Raw genomic sequence first — 20,216 nt, forward strand, 5'->3', positions numbered from 1 at the left:
GACGACTGGGGGGAATCATGACAGGGAAAATTTTGACCGTGTTCGGCACGCGCCCGGAGGCCATCAAGATGGCGCCGCTGGTGCAGGCATTGCAGGCCGAGGCAGGCTTTACCTCGGCGGTGTGCGTGAGCGCGCAGCACCGGCAGATGCTGGATCAAGTGCTGGAACTCTTCGGCATCGTGCCGGAGTTTGACCTCAACCTGATGCGGCCTGGGCAGACGTTATCCGACATCACGTCCAACGTGTTGGGCGGCATCGACGGCGTGCTCGATGCCTACAAGCCCGATGCCGTGCTCGTCCACGGCGACACGACGACCACGCTGGCGGCAAGCCTCGCGGCGTTCTACCGGCGCATTCCGGTCGGGCATGTGGAAGCAGGCTTGCGTACCGGCAACATCTGGTCGCCATGGCCGGAAGAGCTGAACCGGCGCGTCACCGATTCCGTGACGACCTGGCACTTCGCGCCCACGGCCGAATCGCGCCAGAACCTGCTGGACGAGGGCATCGACCCGGAGCAGGTCACGCTGACCGGCAACACCGTCATCGATGCGCTGCTGGCCGTGAAGCAGCGGCTGGACGACGACGCCACGCTGTCAGCCCAGATGGCGGCGCGCTATCCGTTCCTGGAGGCCGGGCGTCGGATGATCCTGGTGACGGGCCATCGCCGCGAGAACTTCGGCGAGCCGTTCGAGAACTTCTGCGTTGCGCTGCGCCTGCTGGCGGCGCGTCATCCGGATGTGCAGGTTGTGTATCCGGTGCACCTGAACCCGAACGTGCAGCAGCCGGTCAACGCCATCCTTTCCGGCCACGACAACGTTCACCTGATTGCGCCGCAGGACTACCTGCCGTTCGTCTACCTGATGGATCGGGCGTACCTGATCGTTACCGATTCCGGCGGCATTCAGGAAGAGGCGCCCGCGCTGGGCAAACCGGTGCTGGTGACGCGCGACACCACCGAGCGGCCTGAGGCCGTGGCATCGGGCACCGCGCGGCTGGTCGGCACCGATACGCAACGCATCGTCGATGAAGCAGAAACGCTGCTCAACAACGCCGCCGAATACGAGCGCATGGCGCAAGCCCACAACCCTTATGGCGACGGCCAGGCCTGCCGGCGCATTGTCGATGCGCTGAAGAAGGCCTTTGCCACGCAGCCGCAGAAGGTGGCGCGCGGTCCGCAACTCATTCGCAAACCGGCCACCGAGGCCGAAATCATCGATCTGGAAGCGGCGCGTGCCACCGCGCAAGGGTCGTCAACGCAGCACCGCCTGAACGGTTAGGAGGCTTTGATGAAAGCGAAGCAAATCGGGGGCGGCGTGTTGGTTGCCTCCGCACTTGTTGCCGGGTGGCTGATCGTGACGCCGCCGTGGGCTGGTGATGGCGGCGTACCCGCCATCGTGACCGGCGCGACGGGCCAGGGCAGCCCCAGTATCGACACAGACAAGAAAGCCCCAGCGCCCGCGTCGTCCAGGGCGACCGCCACGGCTGCGCCACCCATGCAGCCCACCGTTGTGGCAGCAGTCACACCCAGGCCCGTGACTGGAGGCGCGCGCGCCTACGGCTACGGCGTCATGGATGAGAACGGACAGGTCATTCCACCGCCACGCCCGGCAGTGATGACCGAAGTCCGCCCCGGCACGCCGGAAAACGAGACGGCAGGTACAGACCGTGGCCACGATCGTGGCCCCAACTTCAACCTCGGGCTCTACCGCCAAGCGGACGGCTCGTTCTATCGCCCATGATTGCCATGAGTCGGAGAGTCATCATGAAGACATTGCTACGTAAGTTCCTGTGCGCGCTCGTCTTTGCGGGCGGCCTGCTCGGCATCTCGCTGACAGCGCCAGCGCAGGCTGCCACCTGCACGATCGGGCTCGGGTCCATCTGCGTGACGGTGGCGGGAACGACAACCAGTACGCCAGCCCCGATGCTGGTGCTGTACGACGCCCCGCCAAACGACCAGTACACCAACCTGGGCAAGGCGTACGCGATCATGCTGTACAACCTGCTCGCGCACTTCAACACCACCATCACGATGCTGCCCGTGCAGAACTACACGGCTGGCATGACCGAGCAGTACACCGCCATCTTCTACATGGGGAGTTACTACAACAACCCCATACCGGCGGCGTTCCTGTCGGATGTGACCACCACGCAGAAGACCGTGGTCTGGTTCAAGTACAACCTGTGGGAACTTGCCTGGAACACGGCGTATCCGTTCACCTCGCGTTACGGCATCAATTTTGTCGGTCTGCGCGGCATGAACTCGGCACCGTCGGCCACTACACCAAATCCGGGGTTCTTCGATACGGTGTCGTACAAGAGCCAGACCATGACCAAGTACTACGCCTTCAATGCCACGACCGGCGCCATCAGCGCTGATCCGGACATTGGCGTGACCTCGGTGGCTGATCCCACCAAGGCGAGCAGTGTGGTGACGATCACCAATTCCGTTACGCAGGAGACCGCCCCGTACATCATGCACTCGGGCAACTTCTGGTACGTGGCCGACATGCCGTTCTCGTATATCGGCCCACGCGACCGCTACCTGGCGATGTGCGACATGCTGCATGACATCCTGGGTACCAATGCGCCCACCCTGCACCGCGCGCTGGTGCGCCTGGAAGATGTCAACGCCACCAATACCGTGAAGTCCATCAACACGCTGACGGACTATCTGTACAGCTTGAAGATTCCGTTCTCGATCGCCACCATCCCGCTGTACACGGACCCGAACGGCGTCTACAACGGCGGCGTGTCGCAGACGATCCACCTGGTCAACGCGACGGGGCTCAAATCAGCGCTCAACCATGCGTTGCCACGTGGGGGGAAGATCCTGATGCACGGCTACACGCACCAGTACAGCAACATCCCGAACCTTATCAACGCGGTCAGCGCGAACGACTTCGAGTTCTGGCTCGCTACGCAGAACCGGCCTGTGAACGAAGATTCAACGCAATGGGCAGCAGGGCGATTGTCTTCCGGGCTGCTGGAGTTCCAGCTCAATGGCTACGCGCCGTTCGCCTGGGAGGCGCCGCACTATCAATCGTCTCCGCTGTCGATCAAGGCGGTGCCGCAGTACTTCAAGAACACCTATCAGCGCGTGGTGTATTACACGTCGGATAACCCGCAGACCTTGAACTCGACCACCGCAGGACATGATTTTTCGGTTGGCCAGTTCTTCCCCTACATCATTCAGAAGGACTACTACAACCAGCGCATCATTCCGGAAAACCTGGGCAACGTGGAATACAACATCTGCAATATCGATCCGTCGTCATGCCTGACGTACACCGCACAGGACATCCTGACCAACGCGACGTATGCACAGGTGGTACGCGACGGCTTTGCCTCGTTCTTCTTCCATCCGTTCTGGCTGGAGCCCGATCTTGGCACGCCGGGCTATACCGACTTCCAGACCATCATCACAGGTATCACCAGCATGGGGTACACCTGGGTTGACGCTAGCACGGTGAAGTGACGATGTGCCGGATGCGCTTGTTACTGGCGACTGTCATGCTGGCATTGAGCGCATCCTCTGAGGCCGCAGGGTCGGTGGGCGCCATGCCCGCCGGCCCTGTGCCGTTGTATGGCGTGACGGTTGACGCTGTGGACAACGTGCCTGCCGTGGTGGACGCGCTGTCGCACCTCTCGCGCACGCCCACGGTGCGCGTCGTCTTTGATGAAGGCATGGACGCGCCGCATTACGTTGGGGCGGTGGCGGCCATCCGGGACGTCGCGTATGTGATGGGCGAACTGGTGGATTCCTCCACACTCAAGCAATACACCACACCGCAACTGCGCGAGCGTGCCGCCGCTTACCTGCACACGCTCGGCAGCAATGTCGACGTCTGGGAAATCGGCAACGAGATCAACGGCGAGTGGACCGGCCCCACACGCGACGTGATCGACAAGACCATGGCGGCCTATGAAGTCATCAGAGCCGGCGGCGGCCGCACGGCGCTCACGCTGTACTACAACGAGGGCTGCGCCGAGCAGCCGTCACGCGCGATGTTCGAGTGGGTGCAACGTAATGTGCCGCTGCGCTTGCGCGATGGGCTCGACTACGTCTTCATCAGCTTCTATGAAGACGATTGCAAGATCGCACCGCCCGATTGGAACGCAGTGTTCACCAGGCTAGGCGGACTGTTTCCGCACGCCGCTTTGGGGTTTGGAGAAGTCGGGACGCGGCATGCCGTACGCAAGCCGGCGCTCGTCGCGCACTACTACGGGCTCGCGGTCACGCATCCTCGCTTTGTCGGCGGCTACTTCTGGTGGTACTTCCGGCAAGACATGGTGCCGCGCTCAAGGCCGCTATGGCGCAGCCTCGATGCGGCGTTCCTGAGCATGCCCGTGGCGGTCAGCCGCTAGCTCGCGCGCTGACGCGTTGGGTGTTAGCCGTTGATTTGCGGTCTGCCAGGTCTTCGGGTTCAACCGGCTCGCCGTCACGACGCACCAGCTGGATCGTGCGCGTGGGCAGCGCGAACGAGGTACCGAGATTCTCCAGCCCTTCCAGGATCGTCAGGTTGATGCGCTGCTGGATGTCCATGTACAGGTTGAAGTCCGGATCGGTCACGAAATACACGACCTCGAAGTTCAGAGCGTTCTCGCCAAACTCCTTGAAGTGCGCGCGATCAAACCGCGTGTTGCCGGCGGCTTCCACCGCACGGCGCACGATGTCCGGAATTTTCTGCAGCTGCGCGGCGCGCGCATCGTAGGTCACCCCGAAGGTGAAGACGATGCGTCGTTCCGACATCCGTTTGTAATTGTGAATCGTGCTCTTGAGCAGCGCCGTGTTGGAAGCGATGATCTCTTCGCCCGACAGGCTGCGGATGCGTGTGGTCTTGAGGCCCACGTGCTGCACCGTGCCGGCAATCGATTCGAAGACGATGAAGTCTCCGATCTCGAACGGCTTATCCAGCCCGATGGCGAGCGAGGCAAACAGGTCACTCAGGATGCTTTGCACCGCCAGCGCCACCGCCACGCCGCCCACACCCAGGCTGGCAACGAAGGCCGTGATGTTGACGCCCACGTTGGCCAGAATGGCCAGCAGCAGCATTGACCACAGCGTAAACCGCAGCACCCACGCCGTCATTGATGTGATCACGGGGTTGCGCGTGGCGTGGGTCTGCGTCGACAGCCGATCACGCGCCCATAGCTTCACGCCGCGATTGAGCCACAGGGCAATCTGGAAACCGATGATGACGAACCAGATGTGGTCGAGCTTGTTGGCAATGCGCGTTGGCAGATCGATGAAGTACGAACCTGCGAGCAATGCGGCCAGCGCAATGAACACCGGATGCGTATCGCGTAGCACCGCCGTGACGAGAATGTCGAAGCGGTAGCCCGTCCGGCGGGCACGCGCGTCAAACCGGTTGCAGATCAGGTGCAAGACGCTGGACAGCACCACATATGCAGCGATTACTGTCAATGCGGCGGCGGCCCAATCGCGGGCCGGCACGCGCAGGAAGGTGTGGGCGTTGAGCCACTCCATGGACATCTCCGTGCAGATAACACGGATGCTGCGCCGCACATAGCGTGCCTGCCCTTATTGCCGCAGCGTTGCCTTCGGCTCGGCGTCGGTCGGCACGCACACGCGGTTGCGACCCTGTCGCTTGGCTTCCATCAGGCCGAGATCGGCATCGGCCAAAAGGCGTGCCAGGTCTTGCCCGGGGCGCAGCGGTGCGGCGCCTACGCTCACTGTCAGCGGCCCCACGGGCGTTTGCGTGCCGGCCACCGCCGTCTTGAGCCGCTCGACCACGGCAAGCGCGCCAGTCAGCCCGCAGCCCGGCAGCAGCACGGCAAACTCATCCCCACCCAGACGGCCGAACAGGTCGGCCGGGCGCAGCACGCCCGCCAAGGCATCAGACAGCGCGACGAGTGCCTCGTCGCCGGCGGCATGTCCCCACGTATCGTTGATGGATTTGAAGTGATCGACGTCGAGGTAGAGCGCGCACAGCGGCTCGGCATGATGCTGCGCACGTTCGACCGCAAAGGTGCCCAGTTCGAAGAAGCGTTGCCGCGCGAGCATACCGGTCAGGTGGTCGGTGTTGGCGCGATCGGCCAGGCTGCGTTCGGCCGCAAAGTGCCGCGCCATGGCGCGCAGCAGGTAGTGGTGAATGACGGCGGCCGCAGCAATGCAGATTGGCAGATAGAGCACCAGCCCCAGCCAGCCGTGGTGGATTGCTGTGGCGGGTTCTGGCGCGATCAGCAGGGCAACGATAGGCCCGGCCGTGCACAGCGCCATGGCAATGCAGAAATCGCGCCGGTTGAGCCACGCGGGGCTGGTGGCAAGCGGCATCAGATAGAACGCCGGCAGGACCCATTGGAGCCCCGCCTGATGACCGAACGCGATGATGGCCACTTCCTCTGCCAGCAGGTGCGTTAGCGCCAGCAGCCCCCACATGCCGGTGTGCCGATACCGCTGTGCGACCACCACGATCGCCATCAGCAGCAGGAGCAGCGCGAGCAGCGGCCCCGGCCGATGCAGCAGCCCGACTGACCAGCCCAGCACGATTGCGAAGGCGTAACCGAGCACGCCGCATTTGCTCAGCGCGATGATCATCGGCACAAAATGGCGCGCCTGATAGTCACGCGAGGGTGTGCGTGCGTCGGGCAGGTCGGAGGCGGTAGGCAGGTTCGCGCTCAAGGCAGGGCAAGAGAGACCCTCTGGCGCGACGGGATGATGCGGGCGCGGGCGGGGCCGAATTGCGCAACAAAGCGCGCATTCTAATGGCGGCAGGCAACCCCGTGCGCGGATTTTTAGTGGGGGGAATCCCGCAATGTGTGTCTCAGCCTGCCAGCACTTGCCACACCAGCCACACATTGGCGACGCTGATGACGATGAATAGCCCCCACGCCAGCCAAGACGTTAACCGACTGTTAACAAATACCCCCATCAGCGTGCGATCGCCCGTCATGCGGATCAGCGGAAGCATCGCAAACGGCAGTTGCAGGCCGAGCACCACCTGGCTGATGACAAGCAGTTTGCCGATGGCGTGGTCGCCCAGCATCGCCACGCCGATGAACGCGGGGATCAGCGCCAGTGCCCGCGTGATCAACCGCCGCTGCCAGCAGGGGATGCGCAAGTCGAGGAACCCCTCCATCAGGACCTGCCCCGCGATGGTGCCGGTAAAGGTCGAGCTTTGCCCCGCCGCCAGCAACGCGATGCCAAACAGCAGCCCGGCCAGCGCCGTTCCGACGATGGGCTCCAGCAGGTGGTAGGCGTCTTCGATGTCGGCCACGTTCTGATGGCCGTGCGCGTTGAATGCCGCTGCCGCCAGGATCAGGATCGCGCCGTTCACGAGCAGCGCGAGGCTCAGCGACGCGATGGTGTCCAGCCGCGACAGGCCGATTGCCTCGCGCTTGGCATCCTCGGTGTTCGCCGTCATGCGCGTCTGCACGATGGACGAGTGCAGGTACAGGTTGTGCGGCATCACCGTGGCGCCGAGGATGCCGATGGCCAGATACAGCGGCTCGCGCTGGCTCACGGCCTGCCACGAGGGCATCAACCCGGCCGCTACCGAAGGCCAGTGCGGCTTGATGAGCACGAGTTCAACGAAGTAGCACAGCCCAATCGTGAGAATGAGCCCCAGCACGATGGCTTCCAGTTGGCGAAAGTTTTTACCCTTCAGGCCCAGCACGATCAGCGTGTCCAGCGCGGTGAGCGCCACGCCCCAAAGGATCGGCACGCCCAGCAGCAGGTGGAAGGCCAGCGCGCAGCCCAGTACCTCAGCCAGGTCGCACGCAATGATGGACAGCTCTGCCAGCAGCCATTGCACGCGCAATGCGCCAGGCTGATAGCGGTTGCGAGAGGCGCGCGCCAGGTCCATGCCGGTGACGATGCCCAGTCGTGCCGACAGGCACTGCAGCACCATGGCCGCCAGGCTGGAGAGCACGACCACGAACAGCAACGCATAGCCGTAACGTGAACCGGCTTCAATGTCGGTCGCCCAGTTGCCCGGGTCCATATAGCCGACCGACACCAGCAGCCCCGGCCCCGCAAAGCGCAGCAGCTTCTTCCACAGCGGCAGGCCGGGCGGCACGGCGACGGTGCCGCGCACCTCGGATGGACAGAACGGCGCGGTGGCGGTCGTGGGCAGGCGGAACATGCGCGTGTGACTAAGGAAAACGCAATCGGAATTCCGGAATGATAGCTAAACGCCACGCTGCACGCCTGGAACCGCGCCCGATATGTGTTGGTGGGGCGACTTTCTCGTCACGTGTCTCCACACATTTAAGGCAAAGCTCAGTCCGTTGCGGTAGATTTCGAGCTTCGCCGGCGCCTGTTTCCACGCGCCGGTTGTCCGTTTACCGTCATTACCGCCGCCGAGACTCCCGCGCATGAACGCCATCCTCCTTATCGAAGACGATTTGCCGTTGGGCACGGCGCTGGCCCGCGCGCTGCGTCAGGCCGGCTACAACGCGACCTGGGTGCGCCGCCTGGTCGACGCGCAGAAATGGATCACCACCAACACCTTCGAAGCCATCGTGCTCGATCTCGGGTTGCCCGATGGTGAGGGCCATACCTTCCTGGAAGAACTGCGGGCCGCGCACAGCGACGTGCCTGTCATCATTGCCAGCGCGCGCGATGCGCTGTCCGAACGTCTCAAGGGGCTGGATTCCGGCGCGGATGACTTTCTCGTCAAGCCGTTCCCCGTGGATGAGCTCATCGCCCGCCTGCGCGCCGTGCTGCGTCGGCATGCGGGGCAGAGCACCAACCAGTGGAACGTCGGCAACCTGGTGGTGGAGCCCTCGCAGAAGCGCGTGACGCAAGAGGGCCAGGTCATCGAACTGACCCCGCGCGAATACCAACTGCTGCTTGAACTTGTGCGCCGCGCGCACCGCTGGGTGCCGCGCGAAACGCTCATGGACGCGCTCTACCGTGAGGGCGACAGCGTGAGCGCCAACGCGCTGGAAGTCGTCATCCACCACCTGCGCCGCAAGCTCGGCAACGAAACCATCCAGACCATTCGCGGTGTCGGCTACATGATCGGCGGCAACCGCGGGGCCGCCCAATGAAGCTGGCGGTTCCAGCCATCCTGCGGGTTCGCTCGCTGTCGTTCCGCCTGTATGTGCTGATCCTGCTCGCGCTGGTGTTGATGCTGCTGGTGCAGCTCGTCATCGCGCATCTGGAAATCTCGCGCACCAACAGCCGCCAGGTGGTGAGCGACCTGCGCATGTCGGCGCAGGCCTATGCGGACCTCACCACGCTCAACATGGACGACGTGCCGCGCCGCGAAGAATTCCTGCGCCGGCTCACCGACATCAAGCTGGGCCTGTCGCTGCCCAACATCCTGCCGGGCGAATTCCGCTACGTGCTGTGCGATCGTGCCGGCCACGTCATCACCGCCTTCCCCGGTGCCCCCACCATGCCGTGCGGCAAGGCGCACGACACCGTCGTCGAGATCATGCTGGAGGGCAAGCCGTGGCGCAGCTATACGGTCGACAGCGTCGACGGCAAGATCTCGGCCACCGTGGCGCAGCCCCTGACCGCCTACGAACGTGCCATTCGCGACCTGTTCGAGGAGGTGGCGGTGGCGCTGGCCATTCTGGCGAGCGCGTTGATGGTGATGGTTGGTTGGGCAGCGCACCAGGGTCTCAAGCCGCTGCGCACGCTCACGCGCCAGGTTGAGGCGCGTGACTCTGCCGACCTCGACCCCGTGCAGAGCGTCGAGCACGCCGAGCTGAAACCGCTGGTCGATGCCTTGAACGGACTGTTCGCGCGTGTGCGTCGCGGCATCGAGGCGGACCGCCGTTTCTTTGCCGATGCCGCGCACGAACTGCGCACGCCGCTAGCCGCCATTCAGGCGCAGGCGTATGTCGTGTCGCATTCCGATAGCGAAGACGATCGTTCTACCGCGCTGCGTGAGTTCGACCGCGGCATTTCACGCGCAACGCAGTCACTCGCCAAGCTGCTTGCCATTGCGCGGCTGGATGCGCGCCGCGTGGAGGCGCAGCTTGCCCAGGGCGCGTTGTCGGACCTGGCGGGCTGTGCACGCAGCGGCGTGATCCAGCAGGCCTCGCGCGCAGAGCGTCGCAACATCACGCTGTCGTACGACGGCGCCAACCAGGCGTGGGTGTCGGTTTCGCATGAAGACGCTGCGACGCTGGTGGAAAACGTACTCGACAACGCCGTGCGCGAAACGCCCAACGGCGGCGAGGTGCGCTTGGCCGTCAAGCGCATCGAGCAGGCGGGCGTGCCGATGGTCGAGCTGCGCATTGAAGACTCCGGCCCCGGTATCCCGCCCGACGAGCGCGATCGCGTATTCGAGCGTTTCTACCGTCCGCGCACCAGCCAGTCGCAGGGCAGCGGCCTGGGCTTGGCGATCGTGCGCCGTATCGTGGAATTGGGGAATGGCTCGGTGGCCATCGAAGACGGCCTCGCCCATGCGGACGGCAGAGGCTGCGCGATCGTGATCCGCCTGCCGGCGCTGGATTCCGCGCCCGAGCCGATCGAGCCCGACGATGCGCCTCCCGGCATGGCCGACACGCCCAGCCACTGATTGGCGCACTGGCCGTGCCGTCCACCGGCCGCTGATCAATAACCGACCGTGAAGCGCTGGCGCGGGTGCGCCGGCTTTTCGGTTTCGTCGAGGAAGGCGATGGCGTAGTCCTCCATCGAAATCCACGGCTTGCCATTGGCATCCACCAGCAGCGAATCCTTGCCGACGCGGAAGTGGCCCGTGCGCTCGCCCGGCTCGAAGATGGCCGACGGCGACACGAACGTCCAGTTCAGCTCGGTTTCTTTGCGCAGCGCGTTTAGGAAATCACGCCCGGCCGACGCCTCGTCAAAGTACTCCTTGGGGAACTGCGGCGTGTCGATCAGTGCCACGCCCGGGGCCACTTCCAGGCTGCCGGCGCCACCCACCACCAGCAGACGCGGCACGGCCGCCTTCTTCACCGCACCGACGATCTGGTCGGCGCTAGCCTGCAGAAAGCGCACCGTGCTGTAGGCCACATCGTTGCCAGCGAGTGCGGCCACGAGGCCAGCCTGGTCGGCCACATCCACATCTTTGGCGGTCAGCCCCGCACGTGCAGGCAGCTTGGACGCCGTGCGCGCAATGGCTGTCACCTGGTGGCCGCGGCGCAGTGCTTCGTCGATCAGGCGGGTGCCCACGCGCCCCGTGGCGCCGATGATTGCGATCTTCATAGTCAACTCCTTATGGAATGGTTTGAGCGGTTGAAACGTTATATGTAATTAATGCAGTTACATATAGGGGTAAAAAAATAGACCGACGTAGTGGCCTGGCTAGGCTCGACGGCGACGGCGTTGTGCGTGTCCCACCTCGTTGAGGATGCTGGCGATGGTTTGCGCGGCAAGCTCGGCTTCCAACGCGGCTTGCGCGCGCTCCGTCACGCGCTCCAGCACGCCGGTGATCTCGCGGCCGACCTCGCACGCCGGGTTGGGTGCATTGGGCGGCAGCGCAATCAGCACCGGAGATTCCACCACACGAAAGACGTCCAGCAGCGTGATGCGGTCTGCCGGTCGTGCCAGCGTGGCGCCGCCCGTCGCGCCCATCTGCGAGGTGACAAAGCCGGCGTCGGCCAACTGCGCCACCAGACGCCGGATGAGCGCTGGGTTGGTTCCCACGCTGCCCGCGATCAGCGACGACGGCACCGGCCCCTCCGCGCTGGCAAGCAGGGTGAGGATATGCACGGCGACGGCGAAGCGGCTGCTGGTGGACATGGTGGTGAATGCAAAAGTGTAACCATGGTAGATACACTTTGACGCGCGGTCAACCCCGTGGCACGCGTGCGCTTCAGAAGGCAGAGGCCAGTGCGGTGGCCCGTGCTTTGGCATCTGCCTTGGCGGCCGCCAGCACATCGGGCGTGATGAGCGTGGGCGCTGCACTGATCTCGGCCACGTCTTCAATGCCCAGGAAGCGCAGCCAGCGGCGCAGATAAGGTTTCTGGAAATCGTCCGGCGATTCGCTCGCGCCTTCAGTGTGCGCGGCGTAAGCACCGGCGCTGGCGTAGATGAGGGCCGCCTTCTTGCCCGAGAGCAGCGCCTGATAGCCCGTCGCCGGCGACCAACTCCAGTTCTGCCCCGGCAGCGTCACCACATCAATGAAGTGCTTGAGCCGATAGGGCACTCCAAAATTCCACATCGGTACAGAGAATAGATAGTGGTCTGCCGCGTTGAAACGCTGCGACAGCGCCACCGCACGCTGCCATTGCGCCTGCTGTTCCGCCGTGGCGTTCTGGGTGCGCAGGACCGCAAACTTGGCGCCGATCATGTCGGCGTCGAATTCGGGCAGGTCGATGCCCTTGCTCCACAAGTCGATCGTGTCGATCTCGTGGCCTGGGTGCGCGGTGCGGTAGGCGTCGAGAAACTGCTTTGCCACGTCGATGGAATGGGACAGCGCTTTCATGGGCGAGGCTTCGATATAGAGCAGGCGGGTCATGATGGGCTCCAGGTGCGGTCTTACGCCGCGTTGAAGAAATTGAGGCCGACGGTGCCTGCAATCACCAGCCCGATGCAGGCCAGGCGCGCGGGCTGCATGCTCTCGCCAAACAGCACGATGCCGAGCACGGTCACCCCCACCGAGCCGATGCCCGTCCAGACCGCATAGGCGGTGCCGGCGGGCAGGCCGCGCATGGCATGCGTAAGCAGGAAGACGCTGGCAAGCGCCGTCACGATGCCGAGCACGCTGGGGATGGGGCGCGTCCACCCCTGCGCGAACTTGAGCGAGATCGCCATGGCGATCTCCACTGCGCCGGCTGCCAGCAGCCAAAGCCAAGCGGTTTGAGGCATGGAGCCTCCCAGGGGAATGTCCGCTGCCCGGGCGGCAAGCGGATGCGTTGCGATGCACCCAGAGTAAGGATGGGGCGACGCGGCAACAAGTACGCACCTCGAGGTAACCACTAGGAACGGTGCGGGTATGGCGCGTGGGCCATCGTTCCTCGTTGCGCATGTGCTTCACCCCGGCCGCGTTGCGGGGCGGCACGATTGGCGGTACGGTCACGCGTATCCCAATCGTGTTCCGGAGGCCCCATGGCGGACAACATGGCCCCGTCCTCATCTCCATCGCCGGAAGGCCGCCCTGAAGGCACCACTGGCGCTTGCCCTTCCACGCGCGCGCTGGAACTGGTGGCCGGCAAATGGGCGCTGCGCATCTTCCCGGCACTGGAAAACGGCCCCGTGCGCAACAACGAACTCCTGCGCCGCGTGGGCAACGGCATCTCGCAGAAAATGCTCACGCAAACGCTGCGCGAGCTGGAAGCCAACGGCCTCATCCTGCGCACCATCTACGACAGCGTTCCGCCGCACGTCGAATACCGGCTCAGCCCGCTGGGCGAATCCCTCAACCGCACGTTCGTCGGCTTGGACGACTGGGTGCGCGCGCATTGGCCCGAAATGGAACGGATTCGAAAAAGCCAGGTCGATTCCGATTGACATCTGCGCGATCTGCCTGACGTTGTGTGCAGATGCAGCATTTTTCCGATAGTATTCGGGGCCCATGTTTGTGACGACTCTCTTCTCTGCCTTGCCGACGTTGTCTCGCGCCACTGCGCGGGGCGTGCTGTCGCGCGTGCGCGGCGTACGTTGGATCGTCACGATCTGGTGCCTGTTGTTTACGGTCTCGGTGTTCTCGGCCACGCATTTTCCTGATGGCCAGGCTGCGGACGACGCGCTGGAAGCCATCGAAGCCGTGGTCGACGATATCCCGGGCGATGCACTGCCGGCAGCCAAATCCAACAAGGGTTTCGAGCGCGCCATCAAGGTCGCACTCGGCAAGGCGGTCAAGCAGCCCGGCCAGTGCTTCAGCGTTGAACATTGGGTTGCGCATGCATCCGATGCGCCGGACATGCCCACGAGCAGCGCCGCCGCCCCTGATCACCCCAGCGATGCGCCGGAACTCTGGCTGCCGCCGCCGCCCATGGCGTTGATGCCCGGCTTGCGTGTCGCGCGCGTCCGCGTCTCTCTTCCCCCGTTCCAGGCTGGCCCCACGCCGGCCCCCATGCTGCGTCCGCCCGCACGCGTCTGATCTCCGGCATTCGCCGGAAACCATCCCTTTGAGTTGCTAGTGCTGCGCCAACTGGTCTGTTGACCGGCTGGACGTTCGCGCTTGCCTGTTCTTCTTTTTCAGGATGATTTCGGATGTTGTCCAATCAGGATGCGGCCACCCCGCGCCCCGCAGCGGGTGCGCGCGCGTCGCGACGTGCTGTTCTTTCCGCTGTGCTGGCTGCAATGGCCGTCCACGCCAACGCCGCGCCCCCGGCACCTTCGCCACGTGGTGCCCAGACCGGCACCGCACGGGCTGACGAGGCGCTCCCGCAGCCGCGCTACACCTTGCCGCAGTTGCTGGAGCTGGCCCGCGCCAACCACCCGGCGCTCGCCGCTTCGCAGGCCCAGGTGCAGGCTGCGCAGGCGGGCATCGCCACTGCGCGCGCTTGGCCCAACCCCGAGGTGGAAGCCATGGCCGGCCGCCAGCGTGCCCGCGTGCCGGGTGCGGCGGAAGGCCGCACGAATAGCGTGTCGATCACGCAAAAGCTCGATTTGCCGTGGCAGCGCGCCGCTCGCAAGCAAGCCGCCGATGCTGCGTACGAAGCGTCGCAGGCGACCGCCCGATCCCAGGCGCGCGATGTGGAAGCCGATCTCAAGCTGCGTTTCTACGACGTGGTGCGCCGCGAAGCCGAGCAACGCAACGCGCGCGAAGACGTGACGCTGGTCGAGCAGATTCGCCGTGGCGTGGCTGTGCGAGTGGAAACCGGCGAAGCCCCGCGCTATGAACTCATCCGTGGCGACGCAGAGCTGCTCAACGCGCAGCGCAACGAACAGGCCGCCGCACTGCGTGTGCAACAGGCGCTGGCAGAACTGCGCCGCGCCGTGGGTGCCGATCTGCCGCTGACGTTCGATGTCGATGCCGGAGCAGAGACGCCCTCTGTGGCGCATCTGCCGCCGTTGGCCGATCTGGTCAGTACGGTTCTCGCCACGCATCCGGAGTTGGAAGCCGACCGCGCCGCCGTGCGCGAGGCCGAGGCCCGGCTGGCGCACGAGCGCAGCCAGCGTTGGCCGTCGCTTGCGCTGCGCGGGTCGGTCGATCGTCAGCCCGACCTGCAGGACAGCCGCGTGGGCCTGGTGATGTCGATTCCGCTCTTCGACCGACGTGAAGGCCCGGTGGGCGAAGCCGTGGCCGCCCGTGAACGTGCTCGCGCCATGTTGCGCGACCGCGAGTTGCGTGTGCGCCAGGCGGTGGAATCCGCCTATCGCCAATACGAGATTGCGGAGTCGCAAGTCAGCGCGCTCGAATCCGGCGTCATCAAGCAGGCTGAATCGGCGCTGCGCGTGGCCGAAGCCGCATACCGCCACGGCGAGCGCGGGATTCTCGACTACCTCGACGCCCAGCGCGTTTTCCGCCAGGCACGTAACGACCTGATTGCCGCACGCGCCGACCTGCGCACCGCGGCCGTCGAACTCGACCGCCTGCGCCCGGAGGCCCAATGACACGCCCGATCTGCCGCGTTGCCTCCCGAACTTACGAATCCAGCCTCACCATGAACGCACCTTCTTCCTTCTCTTCTTCGATCCGGCTGGCCGGCGTTGCCCTGGCGGCGATGCTGTTGCTGGGCGCCTGCGGCAAAGACGCCGGCAACGATCCCAAGGCCGCGCAACAGGCCACCGACCCGAATCTCGTGGTTGCGCAACCCACGCTGGTGCAGCGCCTGAAGGTGGTGCCGGTCGGCAAGCAGCCGATTGCGGAACGCCTGCGGGTGCCGGGGCAGATCGCATTTGACGAACAACGCGTTGCCCGCATCGGTGCCACCGTCACGGGCCGCGTGACGGAGCTGGTTGCCACGCCGGGCCAAAGCGTCAAGGCGGGCGACATCCTGGCGCAATTGCACAGCACGGAGCTCGGTGCCGCGCAGCTCGCCTATCAGAAGGCCGCTGCGCAGCGCGACTTGCAGGCGCGTGCGTTGGAACGCGCCAAGCTGCTGCTGGCCGCCGACGTGATCGGCTCGGCTGAGCTGCAGAAGCGCCAGAGCGAACTGGCGATGGCCGATGCCGAAGTGCGCGCAGCCGTCGACCAATTGCGCGTGATGGGTGTGTCGCCTGGGACGCTGGCGAAAATGCGCACGGGCGGCATGTCGTCCATCTCGCCCGTGGTGGCCAGCATCAGCGGCACGGTGGTGGAGCGCAAGGTGACGCGCGGCCAGGTGGTGCAGCCGGCCGATGAGCTGTTCACCGTGGCCGATCTGTCGCGCGTGTGGGTGGTGGGCGAAGTGCCTGAGAACGCTGCCGCTGGCGTGCGCGCGGGCCAGGCCGTGGAGATCGACACCGGCGCGGGCGAGCGCATTGTCGGCAAGCTGATCTGGGTGTCGGACATTGTTGACCCGCAAACGCGTACGGTCACGGTGCGCACTGAAGTCGACAACGCGGAGCGTGCGCTCAAGCCGTCGATGTTGGCCACGCTGATCATTCAGTCGCGCCCGGAAGAACGCGTGGTGGTGCCGACCTCCGCCGTGGTGCGTGAAGACAACCGCGACTACGTGTTCGTGCGCACCAGCGATACGAACTACCAGCTCACGCCGGTCAAGCTGGGCGATGAATCGAACGGCGTGCGCCCGGTCGTCTCCGGCGTGCAAGCTGGCCAGCCCATCGTCGTTGAAGGGGGCTTCCATCTGAACAACGAGCGCAAGCGCGCCGAGATGGAGGGCGCATGATCGACGCATTGATTCGCGGCGCGCTCAAGCAGCGGCTCGTGGTGGCCGTGATCGCCGCCGTGCTGCTGTTCTTCGGGTTTGACGCCGCACGCAAGCTCTCGCTTGACGCGTTTCCGGACGTGACCAACGTGCAGGTGCAGATCGCCACGGAAGCGCCGGGGCGCTCGCCGGAAGAAGTCGAGCGCTTTGTGACCGTGCCGGTGGAGATGGCCATGACCGGCCTGCCGGCGCTCACGGAGATGCGTTCGCTCAACAAGCCGGGCCTGTCGCTCATCACGCTCGTCTTCACCGATGAGACCGACGTGTACTTCGCACGCCAGCTTGTGATGGAGCGATTGATCGAGGTGCAGTCTCGCATGCCTGCAGGCGTGACGCCGGTGCTCGGCCCCGTGTCTACGGGCCTGGGCGAGGTGTATCAATACACGCTCGACAAACCGGATGACGGCGACAAGGAGCTCTCGGTCGAGGAACTCACCCAGCGCCGTATCGCGCAGGACTGGGTGGTGCGTCCGCTGCTGCGTTCGATTCAGGGCGTGGCCGAGATCAACTCGCAGGGCGGCTATGAGAAGCAGTATCAGGTGCTCGTCAACCCGGAACGCCTGCGCCACCACAACGTGACGGTCAAGCAGGTGTTCGAGGCGCTGGCCGCCAACAACGCCAACTCCGGCGGTGGCGTGTTGCCGCACTTTGCCGAGCAGTACCTGATCCGCGGCGTGGGCCTGGTGCGTGACACCAACGACATCGGCGCCATCGTGCTCAAGGAGGTCAACGGCACGCCGCTGACGATTCGCGATGTGGCTGAGGTGAAGATTGGCACGGCGGTGCGCGCGGGGGCGGTAGTCAAGAACGGCGTGACGGAATCTGTTGGCGGCGTCGTGATGATGATGCGCGGCGGCAACGCCAAGGAAGTCGTCGCCCGCATCCAGGATCGCGTCAAGGCGATCAACAACGACGGCATGCTGCCAGACGGCCTGAAGATCGTGCCGTACTACGAGCGCTCGGACTTGGTGGATTCGGCATTGCAGACCGTCATCAAGGTGCTGGCCGAAGGCGTGGTGCTGGTGGTGATCGTGCTGCTGCTGTTTCTGGGTGACATCCGTTCGTCGCTTATCGTGGTGGGCACGCTGATCCTCACACCGTTGCTGACGTTCATGGCGATGAACAAGCTCGGCATCTCGGCCAATTTGATGTCACTAGGCGGGTTGGCCATCGCCATCGGCTTGATGGTCGATGGTTCCGTGGTGGTCGTCGAGAACGCCTTTGCACACCTGGCCAAGCCGCGCGACCCGAACGAGAGCCGCGCGCGCGTCATCCTGCATGCCGTGACGGAGGTGGCGACGCCCGTGATCTTTGGCGTGGGCATCATCATCCTGGTGTTCCTGCCGCTGATGACGCTGGAGGGCATGGAAGGCAAGATGTTCGCGCCGCTGGCCTTCACGATTGCCATTGCGCTGTTCTTCTCGCTGGTGCTGTCGCTGACGCTGACGCCGGTGCTGTCGTCGTATCTGCTCAAGCCCAAAGCGCACAAGCATGTGGAAGGCGAACACCGTGACGACCCACACGCCGAACACGACGCGCATGACACGTGGCTGATTCGCAAGATGAAGAAGCCGTATCTGCGGTTGCTGGAGCTGAGCCTGAACAACGGACGTAAGACCGTCATCGTGGCGGTGGCGGTATTTCTCGCCACCGGCGCACTGATGCCGTTCCTGGGCACGGCGTTCATTCCCGAGATGAGGGAAGGCTCGGTGGTGCCTGGCATCAACCGTGCGCCGAACATCTCGCTGGAAGAGTCGATCCGCATGGAGATGGAAGCCATGCGCCTGGTGATGCAGGTGCCGGGCGTGAAGTCGGCGGTCTCGGGTGTGGGCCGTGGTGAATCGCCGGCCGATCCGCAGGGCCAGAATGAATCGACGCCGATCGTGTCATTGAAACCTCGCGACGAATGGCCCAAGGGCTGGAATCAGGACGACATTGCCGAGGCGATGCGCAAGGCGCTGCAGGTGCTGCCCGGCGTGCAGATCGTCATGGCGCAGCCGATCTCCGACCGCGTGGATGAGATGGTGACCGGTGTGCGTTCGGATGTGGCCATCAAGGTGTTTGGCGACGACCTGAACACGCTGCGCGAAAAGGCCGAGGCGATTGCCAAGGTGGCGCAGGGCATCCAGGGCGCGCAGGACATGCGTGTCGAGCGCATTACCGGCCAGCAGTACCTTCAGATCGCAATCGACCGCCAGGCGATTGCGCGTCATGGCCTGAACGCGGCCGACGTGCACAACGTGATCGAAACCGCCATCGGCGGCAAGGAAGCCACGGAGGTCTTCGAAGGCGAGCGCCGCTTCAGCGCGGTGGTGCGCCTGCCGGAAGCGTATCGCGGCAGCGTGGAGGCCATCCGCAACCTGATCGTGGCCGCACCCAACGGGGCACAAGTGCCGTTGGAAAGCATCGCCCGCATTGATGTGACCGACGGCCCCGCGCAGATCAGCCGCGAACTGGGCAAGCGCCGCGTGGTGGTGGGCGTGAACGTGCGTGACCGCGATCTGGGCGGCTTCGTGGCCGAGCTGCAGTCAGCCGTGGCGCAGAAGGTCAAGCTGCCCGAGGGTTACTACCTGGAGTGGGGCGGCCAGTTCCAGAACATGGAACGCGCCATGGGCCACTTGAAGGTGATCGTGCCGATTACGGTGGCCGCCATCTTCTTCCTGCTCTTCCTGCTGTTCAACTCCGTGCGTTACGCCACGCTGATCATCCTGGTGCTGCCGTTTGCATCGGTGGGCGGAATCATCGGGCTGTTCGTCACGGGTGAATACCTGTCCGTGCCGGCATCGGTCGGCTTCGTGGCGCTATGGGGCATCGCGGTGCTCAACGGCGTGGTGCTGGTCAGCACGATCCGCAGCTTGCGCGAACAGGGCATGTCGGTGGAGGAATCCGTGCGGCTTGGCTCGCGCATGCGCTTCCGCCCCGTGATGATGACGGCCACGGTGGCCATGCTGGGTTTGATCCCGTTCCTGTTTGCCACGGGGCCGGGCTCGGAAGTGCAACGGCCGCTGGCCATCGTCGTGATCGGCGGTCTGCTGACCTGCACGCTGCTCACGCTGGTGATGCTGCCCACGCTGTACAAATGGTTTGATGAGGAGTCGAAGGCATGAAGGAAATCCGCATCGTAGTGCGCCCGCAGCTGCTGGAACGCATGCATGAAGCGCTGCGCAGTTGCCCGGGTTTTCCGGGCATGACGGTGGGTGAGGTGAACGCCTATCCACCAGCGGCTTCCCAGGCCGGCGCGCATTCCATCAAGGAGGACCTGACGGAGTTCGTGCCGCGCGTGCGCATCGAGATCGTTGCGTCGGATGCGCTGGCCAGCGTGCTGTTCGAGAGTGCCGTCAAGGTGCTGGAGCACGGCCAGACCGGCGACAGCGCCATCTGGATGACCGACGTGATGCAGGCCACTTTCCTGCATCGCACTGGTTGAGAATCGTGTAACGCGCGCATGAAAAACGGCGGACCCTGTCCGCCGTAAATCAGGAGCCAACGTTGCAACGGGCTGCTTCCCAACACAC

Annotated in this window: 19 protein-coding genes; 12 read left to right on the top strand and 7 right to left on the bottom strand. The window is 64.6% G+C overall.

Features of this window, described 5'->3' with window-relative positions; all coding sequences use genetic code 11:
- The first annotated feature begins 17 nt into the window (after nucleotides 1-17).
- From wecB to M1D44_RS18920, 4 genes are read left to right on the top strand one after another with little or no spacing between them, the layout of a single operon-like run.
- A complete protein-coding gene (gene wecB, locus M1D44_RS18905; protein WP_024977675.1) occupies nucleotides 18-1,277 on the top strand; it encodes a non-hydrolyzing UDP-N-acetylglucosamine 2-epimerase in 1,260 nt (419 codons plus the stop codon).
- Between the two features lie 9 nt (nucleotides 1,278-1,286).
- Nucleotides 1,287-1,739, top strand: a complete 453-nt coding sequence (locus tag M1D44_RS18910) for a hypothetical protein (protein ID WP_316853618.1) — start codon at nucleotides 1,287-1,289, stop codon at nucleotides 1,737-1,739.
- Between the two features lie 23 nt (nucleotides 1,740-1,762).
- Nucleotides 1,763-3,475 (top strand): DUF2334 domain-containing protein, encoded by a 1,713-nt coding sequence (locus M1D44_RS18915; protein ID WP_316853619.1) that lies wholly within the window; start codon nucleotides 1,763-1,765, stop codon nucleotides 3,473-3,475.
- A 2-nt stretch (nucleotides 3,476-3,477) separates the two neighbouring features.
- On the top strand, nucleotides 3,478-4,365 hold the full coding sequence (locus M1D44_RS18920) for a hypothetical protein (RefSeq protein WP_024977678.1): 888 nt from the start codon (nucleotides 3,478-3,480) through the stop codon (nucleotides 4,363-4,365).
- Here the strand turns inward: M1D44_RS18920 and M1D44_RS18925 are convergent.
- The 3 genes from M1D44_RS18925 to M1D44_RS18935 form a co-directional block, all read right to left on the bottom strand.
- The gene (locus M1D44_RS18925; RefSeq protein ID WP_316853620.1) at nucleotides 4,355-5,488 is read right to left on the bottom strand and encodes a mechanosensitive ion channel family protein; all 1,134 of its coding nucleotides are present in this window, start codon (nucleotides 5,486-5,488) and stop codon (nucleotides 4,355-4,357) included. The two genes, M1D44_RS18920 and M1D44_RS18925, sit on opposite strands and share 11 nt — an antisense overlap.
- Nucleotides 5,489-5,542: 54 nt before the next feature.
- Nucleotides 5,543-6,643 carry a GGDEF domain-containing protein gene (locus tag M1D44_RS18930; protein ID WP_316853621.1) on the bottom strand — a complete coding sequence of 367 codons (1,101 nt, stop codon included), beginning with the start codon at nucleotides 6,641-6,643 and terminating at the stop codon, nucleotides 5,543-5,545.
- 142 nt (nucleotides 6,644-6,785) lie between these two features.
- The gene (locus M1D44_RS18935) at nucleotides 6,786-8,105 is read right to left on the bottom strand and encodes an Nramp family divalent metal transporter (RefSeq protein WP_024977681.1); all 1,320 of its coding nucleotides are present in this window, start codon (nucleotides 8,103-8,105) and stop codon (nucleotides 6,786-6,788) included.
- Nucleotides 8,106-8,337: 232 nt separating this feature from the next.
- Between M1D44_RS18935 and M1D44_RS18940 the strand changes: the two genes are divergently transcribed.
- Both M1D44_RS18940 and M1D44_RS18945 read left to right on the top strand, forming a co-directional pair.
- Nucleotides 8,338-9,015 carry a response regulator gene (locus tag M1D44_RS18940; RefSeq protein WP_004631528.1) on the top strand — a complete coding sequence of 226 codons (678 nt, stop codon included), beginning with the start codon at nucleotides 8,338-8,340 and terminating at the stop codon, nucleotides 9,013-9,015.
- The gene (locus M1D44_RS18945) at nucleotides 9,012-10,499 is read left to right on the top strand and encodes an ATP-binding protein (protein ID WP_024977682.1); all 1,488 of its coding nucleotides are present in this window, start codon (nucleotides 9,012-9,014) and stop codon (nucleotides 10,497-10,499) included. The genes M1D44_RS18940 and M1D44_RS18945 overlap by 4 nt, the downstream gene beginning before the upstream one ends.
- Nucleotides 10,500-10,534: 35 nt before the next feature.
- Here M1D44_RS18945 and M1D44_RS18950 read toward each other — a convergent pair whose 3' ends face one another.
- The 4 genes from M1D44_RS18950 to M1D44_RS18965 form a co-directional block, all read right to left on the bottom strand.
- Nucleotides 10,535-11,146, bottom strand: coding sequence for an NAD(P)-dependent oxidoreductase (locus M1D44_RS18950; RefSeq protein ID WP_024977683.1), 612 nt, complete (start codon nucleotides 11,144-11,146; stop codon nucleotides 10,535-10,537).
- 99 nt (nucleotides 11,147-11,245) lie between these two features.
- Nucleotides 11,246-11,683: an Rrf2 family transcriptional regulator gene (locus M1D44_RS18955; protein WP_045203425.1), complete on the bottom strand. Its 438-nt coding sequence runs from the start codon at nucleotides 11,681-11,683 to the stop codon at nucleotides 11,246-11,248.
- 73 nt (nucleotides 11,684-11,756) lie between these two features.
- The gene (locus M1D44_RS18960) at nucleotides 11,757-12,401 is read right to left on the bottom strand and encodes an FMN-dependent NADH-azoreductase (protein WP_316853622.1); all 645 of its coding nucleotides are present in this window, start codon (nucleotides 12,399-12,401) and stop codon (nucleotides 11,757-11,759) included.
- A 20-nt stretch (nucleotides 12,402-12,421) separates the two neighbouring features.
- Nucleotides 12,422-12,751 (bottom strand): DMT family transporter, encoded by a 330-nt coding sequence (locus M1D44_RS18965; protein WP_316853623.1) that lies wholly within the window; start codon nucleotides 12,749-12,751, stop codon nucleotides 12,422-12,424.
- A 240-nt stretch (nucleotides 12,752-12,991) separates the two neighbouring features.
- On the opposite strand from M1D44_RS18965, the gene M1D44_RS18970 reads away from it, so the two are divergent.
- From M1D44_RS18970 to M1D44_RS18995, 6 genes are all read left to right on the top strand, one after another.
- Nucleotides 12,992-13,393, top strand: coding sequence for a winged helix-turn-helix transcriptional regulator (locus tag M1D44_RS18970; RefSeq protein WP_316853624.1), 402 nt, complete (start codon nucleotides 12,992-12,994; stop codon nucleotides 13,391-13,393).
- Between the two features lie 64 nt (nucleotides 13,394-13,457).
- Nucleotides 13,458-13,985 (top strand): hypothetical protein, encoded by a 528-nt coding sequence (locus M1D44_RS18975; RefSeq protein ID WP_316853625.1) that lies wholly within the window; start codon nucleotides 13,458-13,460, stop codon nucleotides 13,983-13,985.
- Nucleotides 13,986-14,098: 113 nt separating this feature from the next.
- Entirely contained in the window at nucleotides 14,099-15,445 is a 1,347-nt protein-coding gene (locus M1D44_RS18980) for a TolC family protein (protein WP_316853626.1), read from the top strand.
- Nucleotides 15,442-16,662, top strand: coding sequence for an efflux RND transporter periplasmic adaptor subunit (locus M1D44_RS18985; RefSeq protein WP_316853627.1), 1,221 nt, complete (start codon nucleotides 15,442-15,444; stop codon nucleotides 16,660-16,662). Before M1D44_RS18980 ends, M1D44_RS18985 begins: the two co-directional genes overlap by 4 nt.
- Complete coding sequence (locus tag M1D44_RS18990; protein WP_316853628.1) at nucleotides 16,659-19,808, top strand: efflux RND transporter permease subunit; 3,150 nt, start codon at nucleotides 16,659-16,661, stop codon at nucleotides 19,806-19,808. Before M1D44_RS18985 ends, M1D44_RS18990 begins: the two co-directional genes overlap by 4 nt.
- Entirely contained in the window at nucleotides 19,805-20,128 is a 324-nt protein-coding gene (locus M1D44_RS18995) for a P-II family nitrogen regulator (RefSeq protein WP_024977692.1), read from the top strand. The genes M1D44_RS18990 and M1D44_RS18995 overlap by 4 nt, the downstream gene beginning before the upstream one ends.
- Nucleotides 20,129-20,216 lie beyond the last annotated feature (88 nt).

The sequence above is a fragment of the Ralstonia sp. SA306 genome (assembly GCF_054792405.1).

Bases quoted from the DNA above. Each gene is read 5' to 3' on its own strand.
- M1D44_RS18945 (WP_024977682.1), top strand. From the start codon at position 9,012: ATGAAGCTGGCGGTTCCAGCCATCCTGCGGGTTCGCTCGCTGTCGTTC.
- M1D44_RS18965 (WP_316853623.1), bottom strand. From the start codon at position 12,751: ATGCCTCAAACCGCTTGGCTTTGGCTGCTGGCAGCCGGCGCAGTGGAG.
- wecB (WP_024977675.1), top strand. From the start codon at position 18: ATGACAGGGAAAATTTTGACCGTGTTCGGCACGCGCCCGGAGGCCATC.
- M1D44_RS18980 (WP_316853626.1), top strand. From the start codon at position 14,099: ATGTTGTCCAATCAGGATGCGGCCACCCCGCGCCCCGCAGCGGGTGCG.
- M1D44_RS18995 (WP_024977692.1), top strand. From the start codon at position 19,805: ATGAAGGAAATCCGCATCGTAGTGCGCCCGCAGCTGCTGGAACGCATG.
- M1D44_RS18955 (WP_045203425.1), bottom strand. From the start codon at position 11,683: ATGTCCACCAGCAGCCGCTTCGCCGTCGCCGTGCATATCCTCACCCTG.
- M1D44_RS18925 (WP_316853620.1), bottom strand. From the start codon at position 5,488: ATGGAGTGGCTCAACGCCCACACCTTCCTGCGCGTGCCGGCCCGCGAT.
- M1D44_RS18960 (WP_316853622.1), bottom strand. From the start codon at position 12,401: ATGACCCGCCTGCTCTATATCGAAGCCTCGCCCATGAAAGCGCTGTCC.
- M1D44_RS18915 (WP_316853619.1), top strand. From the start codon at position 1,763: ATGAAGACATTGCTACGTAAGTTCCTGTGCGCGCTCGTCTTTGCGGGC.
- M1D44_RS18910 (WP_316853618.1), top strand. From the start codon at position 1,287: ATGAAAGCGAAGCAAATCGGGGGCGGCGTGTTGGTTGCCTCCGCACTT.
- M1D44_RS18935 (WP_024977681.1), bottom strand. From the start codon at position 8,105: ATGTTCCGCCTGCCCACGACCGCCACCGCGCCGTTCTGTCCATCCGAG.
- M1D44_RS18940 (WP_004631528.1), top strand. From the start codon at position 8,338: ATGAACGCCATCCTCCTTATCGAAGACGATTTGCCGTTGGGCACGGCG.
- M1D44_RS18920 (WP_024977678.1), top strand. From the start codon at position 3,478: ATGTGCCGGATGCGCTTGTTACTGGCGACTGTCATGCTGGCATTGAGC.
- M1D44_RS18970 (WP_316853624.1), top strand. From the start codon at position 12,992: ATGGCGGACAACATGGCCCCGTCCTCATCTCCATCGCCGGAAGGCCGC.
- M1D44_RS18990 (WP_316853628.1), top strand. From the start codon at position 16,659: ATGATCGACGCATTGATTCGCGGCGCGCTCAAGCAGCGGCTCGTGGTG.
- M1D44_RS18975 (WP_316853625.1), top strand. From the start codon at position 13,458: ATGTTTGTGACGACTCTCTTCTCTGCCTTGCCGACGTTGTCTCGCGCC.
- M1D44_RS18950 (WP_024977683.1), bottom strand. From the start codon at position 11,146: ATGAAGATCGCAATCATCGGCGCCACGGGGCGCGTGGGCACCCGCCTG.
- M1D44_RS18985 (WP_316853627.1), top strand. From the start codon at position 15,442: ATGACACGCCCGATCTGCCGCGTTGCCTCCCGAACTTACGAATCCAGC.